Source organism: Microbacterium sp. A94 (genome assembly GCF_051842855.1).
Taxonomy (GTDB): domain Bacteria; phylum Actinomycetota; class Actinomycetes; order Actinomycetales; family Microbacteriaceae; genus Microbacterium.
Window position 1 is genome coordinate 241,957 of sequence record NZ_JBPXMU010000004.1, and the last position, 14,244, is coordinate 256,200.

A 14,244-nucleotide genomic window follows, 5' to 3' on the forward strand; every position below is an offset into this window, starting at 1 on the left:
TCAGTACTTCCTCTCCATCGGCTGGTAGTTGGTGATGACAACCGGCTTCCAGTCGAGTTTGATGTGATCGGCCGGCGTCGAGGAGTGCGGGTCACCCGTCAGATAGGCCATGGTGTGCTTCATGTAGTTCTCGTCGTCACGCTTGGGGAAGTCGTCGCGCATGTGACCGCCACGGCTCTCCTCGCGGTTCTGAGCGGCGTAGACGACGACCTCGGCGATGTCGAGCAGGAAGCCCAGCTCGACGGCCTCGAGCAGGTCGGTGTTGAACCTGTGGCCCTTGTCATCGACGTAGACGTTCTTGTATCGTTCGCGCAGTTCCGCGATGACGCCGAGCACGTGCTCAAGCGACTCGTGGGTGCGGAACACCTGGGCGCCGCGGTCCATCTCGTCCTGCAGCTTCTTACGCAGTACGGCGACACGCTCGGTGCCGTTGCTGTTTCGGAGGTGTTCGATCATGCCGGACACGAAGGCGGCCGGGTTTTCCGGCAGCGGGACGAACTCCGCCGTCTTCGAGTACGCGACGGCGTTGCGGCCGGCGCGCTTTCCGAAAACGTTGATGTCGAGCAGCGAGTTCGTGCCCAGACGGTTCGAGCCGTGCACCGACACGCACGCGCACTCACCGGCGGCGTACAGCCCCGGCACGACGGTGTTGTTGTCGGAGAGTACCTCGGCGTCGTTGTTCGTCGGGATGCCACCCATGGCGTAGTGAGCCGTCGGCATCACGGGCACGGGATCGGTGACCGGGTCCACGCCCAGGTACGTGCGGGCGAACTCGGTGATGTCGGGGAGCTTGGTCTCGAGAACCTCGGCACCCAAGTGCGTGCAGTCGAGGTAGACGTAGTCCTTGTTGGGGCCGGCACCACGACCGTCGAGGACTTCCTGCACCATGGAGCGCGCAACGATGTCGCGGGGTGCGAGGTCCTTGATGGTGGGGGCGTAGCGCTCCATGAATCGTTCACCTGATGCGTTGCGCAGAATGGCACCTTCGCCTCGTGCGCCCTCGGTGAGAAGGATGCCGAGACCGGCGAGGCCGGTGGGATGGAACTGGAAGAATTCCATGTCCTCCAGTGGCAGGTTCTTGCGCCAGATGATTCCGACGCCGTCACCGGTGAGGGTGTGCGCGTTGGAGGTCGTCTTGTAGATCTTGCCGAAGCCGCCGGTGGCGAAGATCACGGCCTTGGCCTGGAACACGTGCAACTCGCCCGTGGCCAGGTCGTACGCGACGACGCCCGCGACCTGCGTGTTGCCGTCGGCATCCTGGACCGTGACCAGATCGAGCACGTAGAACTCGTTGAAGAAGTTGATGCCGAGGCGGACACAGTTCTGGAACAGCGTCTGCAGAATCATGTGACCGGTACGGTCAGCGGCGTAGCAGGCGCGGCGCACGGGGGTCTTGCCATGCTCAGCGGTGTGACCACCGAAGCGGCGCTGGTCGATCTTGCCTTCGGGGGTGCGGTTGAAGGGCAGGCCCATGTTCTCGAGGTCGATGACCGCGTCGATGGCTTCCTTGGCCAGGATCTCGGCAGCATCCTGATCGACGAGGTAGTCGCCGCCCTTGACGGTGTCGAAAGTGTGCCACTCCCAGCTGTCTTCCTCGACGTTCGCGAGGGCGGCAGCCATGCCGCCCTGCGCCGCACCGGTGTGCGAGCGGGTCGGGTACAGCTTGGAGATCACCGCGGTGTTCGCGCCGGGGCCAGCTTCGATGGCCGCCCGCATTCCGGCTCCACCGGCACCGACGATGACGACGTCGAACTGGTGGTAGTGAATGCCGTCGCGGATGACGGAATCCTGAGTCTCAGTAGTCACTTCTCGTTGCTCTCTTCTCAGCTCAGTTGGCGGGGAATACGCCCATAGCGGCGCATTCGGCCACGAGTGCGCTGCCCTCGGTGAGGCCGAGGCAGGGGTCGAAGGTGAAGACGACCAGGGTGCCCAGCACGATCAGCAGTGCAGCCGCGAGGCCGATCGCCCAGACCAGGGCTTTACGGATCTTCGGGTTGATCACATAGTCATTGACGATGGTGCGCATGCCGTTGCCACCGTGGATGAGAGCCAGCCACAGCATCAGCACATCCCACCACTGCCAGAACGGCGTGGCGAACTTGCCGGCGATGAACGCGAAGTCCAGGGCGTGGATGCCGTCACCGGTCATCAGGTTGACGAACAGGTGGCCGAAGATCAGCACGATCAGTACGACACCGGATGCTCGCATGAACACCCAGCCCCACTTCTCGAGGTTGATTCCGCGGCTGCGGCGCGCCGGTGCGACAGTGGTCTGTGCAGACATCAGTGGCCTCCTCCGAATCCGGCGAATGCGAGCGCGAGGTGACGGCCGGCGAACCCACCGAGGAGGATCAGCCAGACGGCGATGACGCCCCAGAACATCTGCCGCTGGAAACGTGCGCCCTGCGACCAGAAGTCGATCAGGATGATGCGCAGGCCATTCATCGCGTGGAAGATGATCGCAGCGACCAGGACGACTTCACCCAGTGCCATGATCTCGTTCTTGTAGGTGCCGATCACGGCGTTGTACGCCTCAGGGGAGACCCGGATCAGCGCCGTGTCGAGCACATGCACTAACAGGAAGAAGAAGATTGCGACTCCGGTGATGCGATGAAGCACCCACGACCACATGCCTTCGCGTCCTCGATAGAGGGTTCCGCGTGGGGCTTTGGACGTGGTTTCCGAAATCGACGGTGTCAAGCGAGTGCCTGCGGACACGGTCGTCCTCCCTGGTCGATGCGTTGTCGGCACCGCATCCTGAGTCCGAACTGAGCGCAGGGGTGCCCGATCGAGTCCTATCCTATTCCCGTTCCTGGGTCGGGACGAGGAAGGCTCACCTAAGTATCTCGATATCAAGATTGTTTTGGAGGGATACGCTGGTGTCATGACCGAGGCGTTCGACGACTTCTATGCAGTGATCCCCGCCGGTGGCATCGGCAGCAGGCTGTGGCCGCTCTCGAGAGCAGATGCGCCAAAATTCCTGCACGACCTCACCGGGTCAGGCAATTCGCTGCTGCGCGACACCTGGGATCGTCTGGAGCCGATGACCGGACCCGACCGCATCGCGGTCGTCACCGGACGCGCGCATCGGGCAGCGGTCGAAGCGGAGCTTCCCGGCATCGCCGACATGAACGTGTTCCTGGAGTCCGAACCCCGCGACTCGGCAGCAGCGATCGGCCTCGCCGCCGCGATCCTGCACCGCCGCGATCCCGATGTGATCATCGGGGCGTTCGCGGCAGACCACGTCATCCGCGGAACCCGCACTTTCGAGTTCGCCGTGCAGCAGGCAGTCGCGGTCGCACGCGCCGGTTACATCTGCACGATCGGCATCCAGCCTTCGGAGCCCTCCGTCGGATTCGGTTACATCGAGAAGGGTGACGAGCTCGTCGTCGACGGTGCGCCGGAGGCCGCGACGGTGGTGCGCTTCGTGGAGAAGCCCGACCTGGAGACGGCCAAGACCTATTTCGCCGACCGCTCGTTCCTGTGGAACGCGGGCATGTTCATCTCCCAGGCGAGCGTGTTGCTGGATGAGCTCGCAGCGAACGAACCGGAACTGCACGCCGGCCTGCTCGAGCTCGCCGAGGCCTGGGACGACCGCGAGCGGCGCGGGCCCGCCGTTGACCGCATCTGGCCGAACATCAAGAAGATCGCCATCGACTATGCGGTCGCAGAGCCCGCGGCAGACAAGGGGCGCCTCGCCGTGATCCCGGGGCACTTCGACTGGGATGACGTGGGAGACTTCGCCTCGCTTACGAAGCTCATCAGCAATGGCCGCAAGAACGATCTTGCCGTCCTGGGTCCGAAGGCCCGGGTGCTGTCGGATGCCGCCACCGGGATCCTCGTCAGCCAGACCGAACGCGTTATCAGCCTCGTCGGGGTGAAGGACATCGTGGTCGTCGACACTCCAGACGCACTGCTGGTCACCACGACCGAGCACGCTCAGCGGGTGAAGGGCGTCGTCGAGTCGCTCAAACTGACCGGTCGTGGAGATGTTCTCTAAAGAAGCTCGCGGTCTGTTTCGGGTTTATAACCATTAACCGCAAGTGTTCTCAATGGATGCGTAACACTGGGTAACTTGTACAGTGGGGCCTTGCGATTGGCGCAGGCCAGTACTCGTGGAGGCTAACGTGACTATTACCACCAAGAAGCGCGCACTCGCAGCGCTCGTGGCGACCGGCGTGGCCGTCGCATTGGCCGGCTGTGGAGCAGCTCCGGAAGAGACCGACGGCGGGACCGCCGGCGGCGGCGAGGCCATCGATTTCCTGCCCTGCATCGTCTCGGACGCCGGTGGCTTCGATGACAAGTCGTTCAACCAGCTCTCCTACGAGGGCATGGTGCAGGCGGCCGACGAGCTCGACGTCGAGTACAAGAACGTCGAATCCAACAGCGAGACCGACTTCGCCCCGAACCTGGAGAGCCTGGTCTCCCAGGGCTGCAACGCGGTCATCTCGGTCGGCTTCGCCCTCTCGGCAGCCACCGTCGAGAGCGCACTGGCCAACGAGGGCATCGATTACATCCTCGTCGACGACGCTGCCGACAACGACTTCGACGGCGAGAAGGATGCCGACAACGTCAAGCCGCTGCTGTACAACACGGCTGAGGCCGCATTCCTCGCCGGTTACCTGTCGGCTGGTTACTCGGAGGCCGGCAAGGTCGGCACCTACGGCGGCATGGAATTCCCGACCGTGACGATCTTCATGGACGGCTTCTACCAGGGCGTCAACTACTACAACGAGCAGAACGGCACCGCCGTCGAGGTCGTCGGCTGGGACGGATCGACCGGTTCCTTCACCGGTGGCTTCGAAGCTGGCCCCGAGGCGAAGACCGTCGCGCAGAACATCATCGACCAGGGCGTCGATGTGCTGCTGCCCGTCGGCGGACCGATCTACCAGTCGGGTCTGCAGGCGATCAAGGAGTCGAACCGCGACATCGCCCTGATCGGCGCTGACGCTGACCTGTTCGTCACGGACCCGAGCACTGAGGACTTCGTCCTGACCTCCATCCTCAAGGACATGAAGCTCTCGGTGTATGAGGCAACCATGAGCAGCGCGAACGACGAGTTCGACTCCGAGGCTTACATCGGAACCCTCGAGAACGACGGCGTCGGCATCGCCGAACTGCACAACTTCGAAGACAAGGTAGACCCTGCGCTGTGGACCGCTGTCCAGGACCTGCAGCAGCAGATCATCGACGGTGACGTCACCGTCACCTCGTACCTCGACTGATCGAGACGATCACCAAGGGGAGGCCGGCCAACAGCCGGTCTCCCCTTGCCGATGTTCGGGTGTCTACAGGCGCCTGGGATGAAGCACCTTTGCTGGTTAGGATCTGACACATGAAGCTTGAACTGCGCGGCATAACGAAGAGGTTCGGCGCGCTGACTGCCAACGATCACATCGATCTCACGATCGAGCCGGGAGAAATCCACTGTCTCCTCGGTGAGAACGGTGCGGGCAAGTCAACGCTGATGAACGTTCTTTACGGCCTGTATCAGGCCGACGACGGTGAAATCCTGCTCGACGACGTCGAACAGCACTTCGCCGGCCCTGGCGATGCGATGGAAGCCGGCATCGGAATGGTGCACCAGCACTTCATGCTGATCCCGGTATTCACGGTGGCCGAGAACGTCATGCTCGGGCACGAGAAGACCCGCTTCGGCGGGCGACTTGATCTTGCAGCGGCTCGCGCGATGGTGCGCGAGATCTCCGACCGGTTTGGGTTTCATGTCGACCCGGATGCGATCGTCGAGGAGTTGCCTGTCGGCGTGCAGCAACGGGTAGAGATCATCAAGGCGCTGTCGCGCGACGCGAAGGTGCTCGTGTTCGATGAGCCCACCGCCGTGCTGACACCGCAGGAAACCGATGAGCTGATGGCGACGATGCGCCAGCTCAAGGAATCCGGCACATCCATCGTCTTCATCACGCACAAGCTGCGCGAGGTGCGCGAGGTCGCTGACCGCATCACGGTGATCCGCCTCGGCAAGGTCGTCGGCGAAGCTGTTCCGACTGCCAGCAATGAAGAGCTTGCCTCGCTCATGGTGGGGCGCGCGGTTGAACTGACCGTGCACAAGGAAGCTCCGAAGCTGGGGGAGGAATCCCTCGTCGTGCAGGGGCTGACCGTCACCGATCCGTTCGGCACCGTGCTTGTCGATGATGTCTCGTTCTCGGTGCGCGCCGGTGAGGTGCTCGTCATCGCCGGTGTACAGGGCAACGGACAGACCGAACTCACCGAGGCGATCGTCGGATTGCAGCCGCGGGTTGAAGGAAGCATCAAGCTCAATGGCAAGGAAATGCTCGGCCAGTCGGTGCGCCAGATTCTCGATGACGGGGTCGGGTTCGTTCCGGAGGATCGCAGCGTTGACGGACTCGTGAAGGAGTTCTCGATCGCCGAGAACCTGATGCTGGACCGCTCAGTGGGCGCCCCCTTCGTCACCGCCGGCACCCTGCAGCTGAAAGCTCTTGACACCTTCGCCCACGAGAAGATCGAAGAGTTCGACATCCGCACGCAGGGGCCCTGGCAGCAGGCCGGCAACCTGTCGGGCGGCAACCAGCAAAAGGTCGTACTTGCGCGTGAGCTGAGCCGAGAACTTTCTCTGTTCGTGGCCGCGCAGCCCACCCGCGGAGTGGACGTCGGCTCGATCGAGTTCATCCACAAGCGCATCATCGAAACGCGTGACTCGGGAATCCCCGTGGTCGTCATCTCTACCGAACTCGATGAGGCCGCAGCCCTCGCCGATCGCATCATGGTGATGTATCGCGGCAAGGTCGTCGGCATCGTCCCCGGCGACATCAGCCGCGCGAAGATCGGTCTGATGATGGCCGGTATGGCCAGCACTTCGACAGGCTCAGTGAGCGAATCGACCGAGGAGGCTGGCGCATGAGCAGCACCGACATGAAGCCGATCGTCTCCCCGCCGGGAGACTTCGGAACTGAACCCTCCCGCTGGCAGGGTGCTTTCCGCCGGATCACCACAGGCAACGGCATGATCTCGGTGCTCTCCGTGATCCTGGCCCTGATCGCCGGGGCGATCATGATCGCGTTCACGGACCCTGACGTGCAGCGGACAGCCGGCTACTTCTTCTCTCGCCCGCAGGACATGCTCGCCGCGGTTTGGGCGTCCATCTCCGGTGCATACACGGCGCTCTTTCAAGGTGCGATCTACAACTTCCGCGTCGACGGCTTCGCGGCGGGCATCAAGCCGTTCACCGAGACCCTGAAGTTCGCGACTCCACTGATTGCGGCTGGTCTGGGTGTCGGTCTGGCGTTCCGCGCCGGCCTGTTCAACATCGGCGGCCAAGGCCAGATGCTGATGGCTGCAGCCGCCGCTGGTTGGGTGGGCACAAGCATGAACCTGCCGTGGCCGATGCACATGCTGGTCGCGATCCTCGCCGGCATCGTCGCCGGTGCGCTGTGGGCTGGTATCGCCGGCATCCTGAAGGCGCGCACAGGCGCGCACGAGGTGATCGTCACGATCATGCTCAACCACATCGCGGTCTATCTGCTCGCCTGGATGCTGGCAACGCAGGGCATCCTGCAAGCTCCGGGGTCCAAGAACCCGAAGACCGCGGCGATGGCCGAATCGGCCATCCTTCCCGGCATCCTCGGGCCGCAGTACAAGCTGCACGCTGGCTTCATCCTGGCGCTGATCGCGGTGGCGTTCACCTGGTGGCTGCTTGAGCGCTCCAGCCTCGGATTCCGATTCCGTGCGGTGGGGGAGAACCCGGCAGCCGCCCGTGTTGCTGGCATCAGCGTCGGAAAGATGTACTTCCTCGTGATGATGATCGCCGGTGGTCTGGTCGGCATCGCCGGTGTCAGCCAGATGCTCGGAACCGTCACCAGCGGATTCGGCGGCGACATCGACGCCGGTATCGGCTTTGACGCAATCACCGTCGCGCTGCTGGGCCGCTCCACGCCGCTGGGTATTCTTGCCGCCGGCATCCTGTTCGGCGCGTTCAAGGCCGGTGGCTTCGCTATGCAGGCGTCGGAGAACGTGCCGATTGAGATCGTGCTCGTGGTGCAGTCGCTGATCGTGCTGTTCATCGCAGCCCCGCCGCTGGTGCGTGCGATCTTCGGTCTGCCGCAGCCCGGCGCACGAAGAAAGAAGCCAAAGAAGAAGCGGAAGAATGCCGCGCAGATCGCCGAGGAGGTGTCCGCATGACCGCCACCGTCGAAACGGTCGTCAGCGACGAGCAGCGCCACGTCACTGTCACCTCATGGAAGACGCCGATCATCTTCGGACTGTTCACTGTGCTGTTCGCGCTGCTGCCGCTGCTCGTTCCGCGTGAGGGCGCCAGCACCTTCCGACTTGTCCGCTCAGCCGAAGCGGCCATTCAACTCCCTGAGATCGTCCTGCCGGCGAACCTCACCGCCTGGATCGCCGTGGTGCTGCTTGCCGCCGTGACCGTGCTGGCTGTGGTCTGGACGCGTGCGAAGCGGAAATTGCCGCTGTGGCTCACCGTCATCTACGTCATCATCCTGATGATCGGCTTCCTGGCCTGGGCTGCTGCGGGTGGAACGCTGCCGATGATCGGTCTGCTGGGCGGAGCGCTCGCGCTGGCGACGCCGCTGATCTTCGGTGCGCTGGGCGGTGTGATCGGCGAACGCGTCGGCGTTGTCAACATCGCCATCGAGGCGCAGCTGCTTGCCGGTGCCTTCATGGCCGCGGTCGTCGGATCCGCAACGGGAAGTCCGTGGGCCGGCCTGGTCGCTGCGATGTTTGCCGGAGTACTGGTGGCTCTGGTGCTGGCCGTCTTCACGATCACGTACTACGTCAACCAGGTCATCGTGGGTGTCGTGCTCAACGTGCTGGTCGCCGGCCTCACGACGTTCCTCTACCGCCAGGTGCTGAACCCCAATGACGCCACGTTGAACTCGCCCACGCTGTTCCCGGTGATTCCGATACCGCTACTGAGTGAGATCCCGGTGTTGGGGCCGGTGCTGTTTCGTCAGACGATCATCGTGTACCTGATGTACATCACGGTGTTCCTCGTCTGGTTCGGGCTGTACCGCACGCGCTGGGGACTGCGCCTGCGTGCGGTCGGCGAGCACCCGCAGGCCGCGGACACGGTCGGTATCAAGGTGATTCCGACCCGGTATTGGAACGTGATGCTCGCCGGAGCCATTGCCGGTATGGGCGGCGCGTTCTACACGCTGGTCACGAACCCGCAGTTCGGTCGCGAGATGACCGCGGGCGCGGGGTATATCGCGCTGGCCGCGGTGATCTTCGGTAAGTGGGATCCGATCCGAGCGACCCTGGCAGCGTTGCTGTTCGGCTTCGCCACGAACCTGCAGGGTGTGCTCAGCGTCATCGGGTCTCCGGTGCCCAGCCAATTCATGCTGATGCTGCCGTATGTCGTGACGATCTTCGCCGTGGCGGGTCTGGTTGGACGCTCTCGTCCGCCAGCGGCATCCGGCGAACCGTACATCAAGAGCTAGAGGAAATATGACTGACATCGACTGGGACGAGTTGCGTCACGTCGCAACCGAAGCCATGCACCGGGCATACGCGCCATATTCGCGCTACAAGGTGGGGGCGGCCGCCCTCGTCGCCGATGGGCGGATCGTCTCGGGATGCAACGTCGAGAACGCCTCCTACGGTGTCGGACTGTGCGCGGAATGCGCACTGGTCGGTGACCTGCATATGTCCGGCGGTGGGCAGCTGGTCGCGTTCGTCTGCGTGAACGGCGACGGGCAGACGATCATGCCGTGCGGACGCTGCCGTCAGCTGCTCTATGAACACGCGATGCCGGAGATGCTGCTGGAGACAGTGTCCGGCATCCGCACCATTGACGAAGTCCTGCCGGATGCATTCGGCCCGCGAGATCTGGAGACGATCCGATGAGCACCCCCGAACCCTACGACGCCATTGACGTCATTCGCGCGAAGCGTGACGGCGGCATCGTTCCTGAATCCGAGCTGCGCTGGATGATCGACGCCTATACCCGCGGATACGTCTCAGACGCTCAGATGGCCTCATTCGCGATGGCGATCTACCAGCGCGGCATGCAGCGCGATGAGATCCGCGTGCTCACGGACGCGATGATCGCTTCCGGTGAGCGGATGAACTTCGAGGGCCTCGGCAAGAAGACCGTCGACAAGCACTCCACAGGTGGCGTCGGCGACAAGATCACCCTGCCGCTGGCTCCGCTGGTGGCATCTTTCGGCGTCGCCGTGCCGCAGCTGAGTGGCCGAGGCCTCGGCCACACTGGCGGAACGCTCGACAAGCTCGAATCGATTCCCGGCTGGCGTGCGGCGCTCAGCAATGAGGAGATGTTCGCCCAGATGCAGGGCGACGTCGGCAGCGTGATCTGCGCTGCCGGCTCGGGCCTGGCCCCGGCCGACAAGAAGTTGTACTCCCTGCGCGATGTCACCGGAACCGTCGAGGCGATCCCGCTGATCGCCTCGAGCATCATGTCGAAGAAGATCGCCGAGGGCACCGACGCCCTGGTGCTGGACGTGAAGTTCGGCTCCGGCGCATTCATGCAGGATATCGACCGTGCCCGCGAGCTCGCGCGCACGATGGTCGCGCTCGGTACCGACTCGGGAGTGGCGACCACCGCGCTGCTGACTGACATGAACGTGCCGCTGGGCTTGGCTATCGGCAACGCCAATGAGGTGCGCGAATCCGTTGAGATTCTCGCCGGCGCCGGACCCGCCGACGTGCGCGAGCTCACCATCGCCCTGGCCCGCGAGATGCTCGCACTGGCCGGACTCCCGGATGCTGACGTCGAAGCGGCGTTGGACGATGGGCGGGCGATGGACACCTGGAAGGCGATGATCCGCGCGCAGGACGGTGACCCGGATGCTGCGCTGCCAGTGGCACGCGAGACCCATGTCGTTACGGCTCCTGCCGATGGCATCGTCACACAACTCGATGCGCTGCCATTCGGTATCTCGGCATGGCGTCTCGGCGCCGGCCGCGCACGCGCTGAAGACCAGGTCGTGCATGCTGCCGGCATCGATCTGCACGCTAAACCGGGCGATCGGGTCACTGCTGGGCAGCCGCTGTTCACGCTGTCTGCCGAAGATGAGTCCCGCTTCCCGCGTGCACTGGACGCGCTCGAGGGTGCCTGGGCGATCGGCGATGCGGCCCCGACTGTCGGACCGCTCGTTCGCGAGCGCATCACCGCGTAGGCTGGAATATCCGCCGCGCGTTCACCTGGGACAGGATCCGGGATCAGGCGCCGGTCTCTGAGAGGAAAACCCATGGCGATCGCCTCCGACGGTGACATCAAGATCGACGGCGTCTCGCTGCGCGCCCTGCCGAAGATCTCGTTGCACGATCATCTCGACGGCGCCGTGCGCCCGGCTACGATCATCGAACTCGCCGCCGAGGCCGGTCTTGAACTGCCCGCCAGTGACGAACAAGGACTCCGCAACTGGTTCGCGAAGCAGAGTGACACCGACTCGCTGGAGGCGTACCTCACGGCGTTCGAGTACACCGTCGGCGTCATGCAGACCGCTCCCGCCCTGACTCGCGTCGCGCGTGAGTTCGTCCAGGACCTGGTCGCCGACGGCGTGATCTACGGCGAAGTCCGCTGGGCTCCCGAGCAGCATCTGGCAGGCGGGCTGTCGCTCGATGAGGCTGTCGAGGCGGTGCAGCAGGGGCTCGAACAGGGCGAGGATCTCGCTGACCGCGACGGGCACAGCATCCGGATCGGTCAGATTCTCAGCGCGATGCGTCACGGCGATCGCTCGCTGGAGATTGCCGAGCTAGCCCTCAAGCACCGCGATAGCGGTGTGGTCGGTTTCGATATCGCTGGTCCCGAAGATGGTTTCCCGGCATCCGATCACCGTGCGGCTTTCGATCTGCTGGCCGAGAACTTCATGCCGGTCACCGTGCACGCCGGGGAAGCGGCAGGGCTCGCATCCATTCGCAGCGCTCTGTTGGATGGACGCGCGCTGCGTCTGGGCCACGGTGTGCGTCTGGTCTCTGACCTGGATGTCATCACCCGCGAGGGTGATGAGGTGCAGGTGAAGTTCGGCGACCTGGCGCGCTGGGTGCGCGACCGGGAGATCCCGCTCGAGTTGTCGCCGTCGTCGAACGTGCACACCGGCGCCATCGAAGCGTGGGGGAGTGACATTGCCGATCACCCCTTCGATCTGCTCTACCAGCTCGGATTCTCCGTCACGGTGAACGTCGACAACCGCACGATGAGCGGAACATCGCTTACCCGTGAGCTGGCTCTTCTCGTCGAAGCGTTCGGCTACGATCTCGACGACCTCGAGACTTTTCAGTTCAATGCCGCTTCGGCAGCGTTCCTGCCGGTGGAAGAGCGCGAAGAACTCGTCGAGATGATTGCTGAGGGATTCCGGGGCGTATGACGCTCAGCCCATAGGATTCTCACTATGGGCACCGAGAGCAGTCGAAGTCAGCGCACCGAGCGACGAGCGCGGATTCGGCGCAATCGGCGGATCTGGCTGATCAGTGCGATTGCTGTGGTCGTCGTGCTGGGCGTGAGCCTGACCGTCGTGCTGTCGAGCCTGCGCGCCCCCGCTGAGGCCGAGGTGTCGCCTGCGACCACGTCGCCGGCGCCCACGCCAGAGCAGACCGTGCTGACGCCCGTGGAAAAGCTGCTGGCCGATGCCGATGATCCGCTGGCGTGCGTGGTGAGCTTCACCGGTGACGGCATCGCCGACGATCCTCTGCTCCAGCGGCAGGACGCTCTGTACGCGGCGCTTCCGATTCCGGCCCGCGACGGGATGGCCTTCGGAGGCTGGTACACCACTGCGGAGGCTGCGGCCGCGTTCCAACCGGAAGCGCGCATCAACGGTTCGGATGCTGTCGTGTGCGAGGATCAGCAGATCGAGCTGTTCGGATCATGGATGCCCGCCGAGCAGAACGCGGCGGCCGGTACCGAGGTGCCGATCCTGATGTATCACCAGTTCACCACCCGCCCGGAGGGCGAGGATGGTTGGCTGCGCGGCAACTACGCCTACATCGGTGATTTCGAAGCACACATGACGCATATCGCCTCGACCGGGTTCTACCTGCCGACCTGGGATGAGCTGAGCGCCTTCATCGACGGACGGCTCCACCTGCCTCAGCGTTCGGTGATCGTGACCGATGACGACGCCGATCAGACCTGGTTCGATCTGGCTGTACCAATCGTGGCGCAGCAGCAGGTTCTCGCCACGTCGTTCATGGTGACCGCCTACCGCTCCGACCCGGCGCCGTCGCCGTATGTGCTGCGCCGCTCGCACACGCACGACATGCACCAGGCTGGCGCCAACGGCGATGGCCTGATGGTGAATTGGACGGCCGCGGAGATCGCCGCCGATCTCAACACCTCGGGAGACATCCTCGGCGCGCGAGAGGTGATCGCCTATCCCTATGGGCACTTCAACGACACCGCGAAGCAGGGCGTCGCAGATGCTGGTTACGAGATGGCGCGCACCATTGAACCGGGGAAGGTCGTCATCGGCACCGATAAATACGCCTTGCCGGTGGTGCGGATCGACTACGGGATGGGGTTGGACTCGCTGATCTCACGCATCGGGTGATCAGTTCAGGAATGAGCTGACCAGGTCGGTGACGATCGCGTGCATCTCGTCTTCAGAGATCGTCGGGGTGCCGTCACCTGCCTGCGACCCGTAGTCACCGAAGGACGCGTGGGATGCGCCATCAATCTCGATCAGCTCAGCACTTTCTGGGAGCAGATGCCGCGCATCCGCGATCTTGGCGGGCGTCGATAGCCCGTCCTCGCTGCCGGCGAGGCTCAGCACGTCGAGATCTGTGGCCGAGAGGTCGGTGGCACAATACGATCCGAACAGCACGAGAGCATCGGCATCCGCCGCCAGCTGGCAGGCGCGCACGCCGCCCAGAGAGTGTCCGCCGACGCCCCAGGAATCGATCTCCGGCGCAGCGGAGGTGAAGGCATCCAATCCGCGAAGATCGAAAAACGCCAGATTCAGCCAGGGCCGGGTGATCACGACCGTGGTGCCCTCTTCGGCCACACCCTGCAGGATGGCGACGTACGCCCACGGATCAACCTTGGCCCCGGGAATGAACACCAGCCCGATCTCGGAATCGCCGTCTGTGGGGGAGAGCACGATGCCCTCCGGGGCATCCTCGATCGTGATGTGTGGGTTGTCCAGCGCGCTCGTGAGCGGGGTCTTCTCCGCTGCCATCACGCCGATCTGAGTCCATGCGAGCACGCCGCCGAGCAGCAGAACAATGAGGATGAGGATGCCCCATCCAACTCTGGCCATGATCCGGCGGCGTCGCTTCTCGTGCACAACGTCC

At 64.0% G+C, this 14,244-nt stretch carries 13 protein-coding genes; 9 read left to right on the top strand and 4 right to left on the bottom strand.

Features of this window, described 5'->3' with window-relative positions; all coding sequences use genetic code 11:
- Genes sdhA through sdhC form a run of 3 tightly spaced genes read right to left on the bottom strand, consistent with a single transcriptional unit; the run spans position 1 to position 2,718 of the window.
- Positions 1 to 1,806 carry a succinate dehydrogenase flavoprotein subunit gene (gene sdhA / locus ACSU1L_RS12425; RefSeq protein WP_438255089.1) on the bottom strand — a complete coding sequence of 602 codons (1,806 nt, stop codon included), beginning with the start codon at positions 1,804 to 1,806 and terminating at the stop codon, positions 1 to 3.
- Between the two features lie 22 nt (positions 1,807 to 1,828).
- Entirely contained in the window at positions 1,829 to 2,284 is a 456-nt protein-coding gene (locus ACSU1L_RS12430) for a succinate dehydrogenase hydrophobic membrane anchor subunit (RefSeq protein ID WP_438255090.1), read from the bottom strand.
- Positions 2,284 to 2,718: a succinate dehydrogenase, cytochrome b556 subunit gene (gene sdhC / locus ACSU1L_RS12435; protein ID WP_438255091.1), complete on the bottom strand. Its 435-nt coding sequence runs from the start codon at positions 2,716 to 2,718 to the stop codon at positions 2,284 to 2,286. Before sdhC ends, ACSU1L_RS12430 begins: the two co-directional genes overlap by 1 nt.
- Before the next feature lie 166 nt (positions 2,719 to 2,884).
- Between sdhC and ACSU1L_RS12440 the strand changes: the two genes are divergently transcribed.
- From ACSU1L_RS12440 to ACSU1L_RS12480, 9 genes are all read left to right on the top strand, one after another.
- Positions 2,885 to 4,000, top strand: a complete 1,116-nt coding sequence (locus ACSU1L_RS12440; protein ID WP_439256003.1) for a mannose-1-phosphate guanylyltransferase — start codon at positions 2,885 to 2,887, stop codon at positions 3,998 to 4,000.
- Between the two features lie 127 nt (positions 4,001 to 4,127).
- On the top strand, positions 4,128 to 5,225 hold the full coding sequence (locus ACSU1L_RS12445; protein ID WP_439256004.1) for a BMP family lipoprotein: 1,098 nt from the start codon (positions 4,128 to 4,130) through the stop codon (positions 5,223 to 5,225).
- A 110-nt stretch (positions 5,226 to 5,335) separates the two neighbouring features.
- A complete protein-coding gene (locus ACSU1L_RS12450; RefSeq protein WP_438255096.1) occupies positions 5,336 to 6,880 on the top strand; it encodes an ABC transporter ATP-binding protein in 1,545 nt (514 codons plus the stop codon).
- The gene (locus tag ACSU1L_RS12455) at positions 6,877 to 8,157 is read left to right on the top strand and encodes an ABC transporter permease (protein ID WP_439256005.1); all 1,281 of its coding nucleotides are present in this window, start codon (positions 6,877 to 6,879) and stop codon (positions 8,155 to 8,157) included. Before ACSU1L_RS12450 ends, ACSU1L_RS12455 begins: the two co-directional genes overlap by 4 nt.
- Positions 8,154 to 9,434 carry an ABC transporter permease gene (locus ACSU1L_RS12460; RefSeq protein ID WP_439256006.1) on the top strand — a complete coding sequence of 427 codons (1,281 nt, stop codon included), beginning with the start codon at positions 8,154 to 8,156 and terminating at the stop codon, positions 9,432 to 9,434. Before ACSU1L_RS12455 ends, ACSU1L_RS12460 begins: the two co-directional genes overlap by 4 nt.
- 7 nt (positions 9,435 to 9,441) lie before the next feature.
- Positions 9,442 to 9,840: a cytidine deaminase gene (locus ACSU1L_RS12465; protein WP_438255100.1), complete on the top strand. Its 399-nt coding sequence runs from the start codon at positions 9,442 to 9,444 to the stop codon at positions 9,838 to 9,840.
- On the top strand, positions 9,837 to 11,132 hold the full coding sequence (locus ACSU1L_RS12470; RefSeq protein ID WP_439256007.1) for a thymidine phosphorylase: 1,296 nt from the start codon (positions 9,837 to 9,839) through the stop codon (positions 11,130 to 11,132). The genes ACSU1L_RS12465 and ACSU1L_RS12470 overlap by 4 nt, the downstream gene beginning before the upstream one ends.
- 72 nt (positions 11,133 to 11,204) lie before the next feature.
- The gene (locus tag ACSU1L_RS12475) at positions 11,205 to 12,323 is read left to right on the top strand and encodes an adenosine deaminase (protein ID WP_439256008.1); all 1,119 of its coding nucleotides are present in this window, start codon (positions 11,205 to 11,207) and stop codon (positions 12,321 to 12,323) included.
- Between the two features lie 24 nt (positions 12,324 to 12,347).
- Positions 12,348 to 13,502: a polysaccharide deacetylase family protein gene (locus ACSU1L_RS12480; RefSeq protein ID WP_438255104.1), complete on the top strand. Its 1,155-nt coding sequence runs from the start codon at positions 12,348 to 12,350 to the stop codon at positions 13,500 to 13,502.
- On the opposite strand, the gene ACSU1L_RS12485 is transcribed toward ACSU1L_RS12480, so the two are convergent.
- Positions 13,503 to 14,237, bottom strand: a complete 735-nt coding sequence (locus ACSU1L_RS12485) for an alpha/beta hydrolase (RefSeq protein ID WP_439256009.1) — start codon at positions 14,235 to 14,237, stop codon at positions 13,503 to 13,505.
- Positions 14,238 to 14,244: the final 7 nt, after the last annotated feature.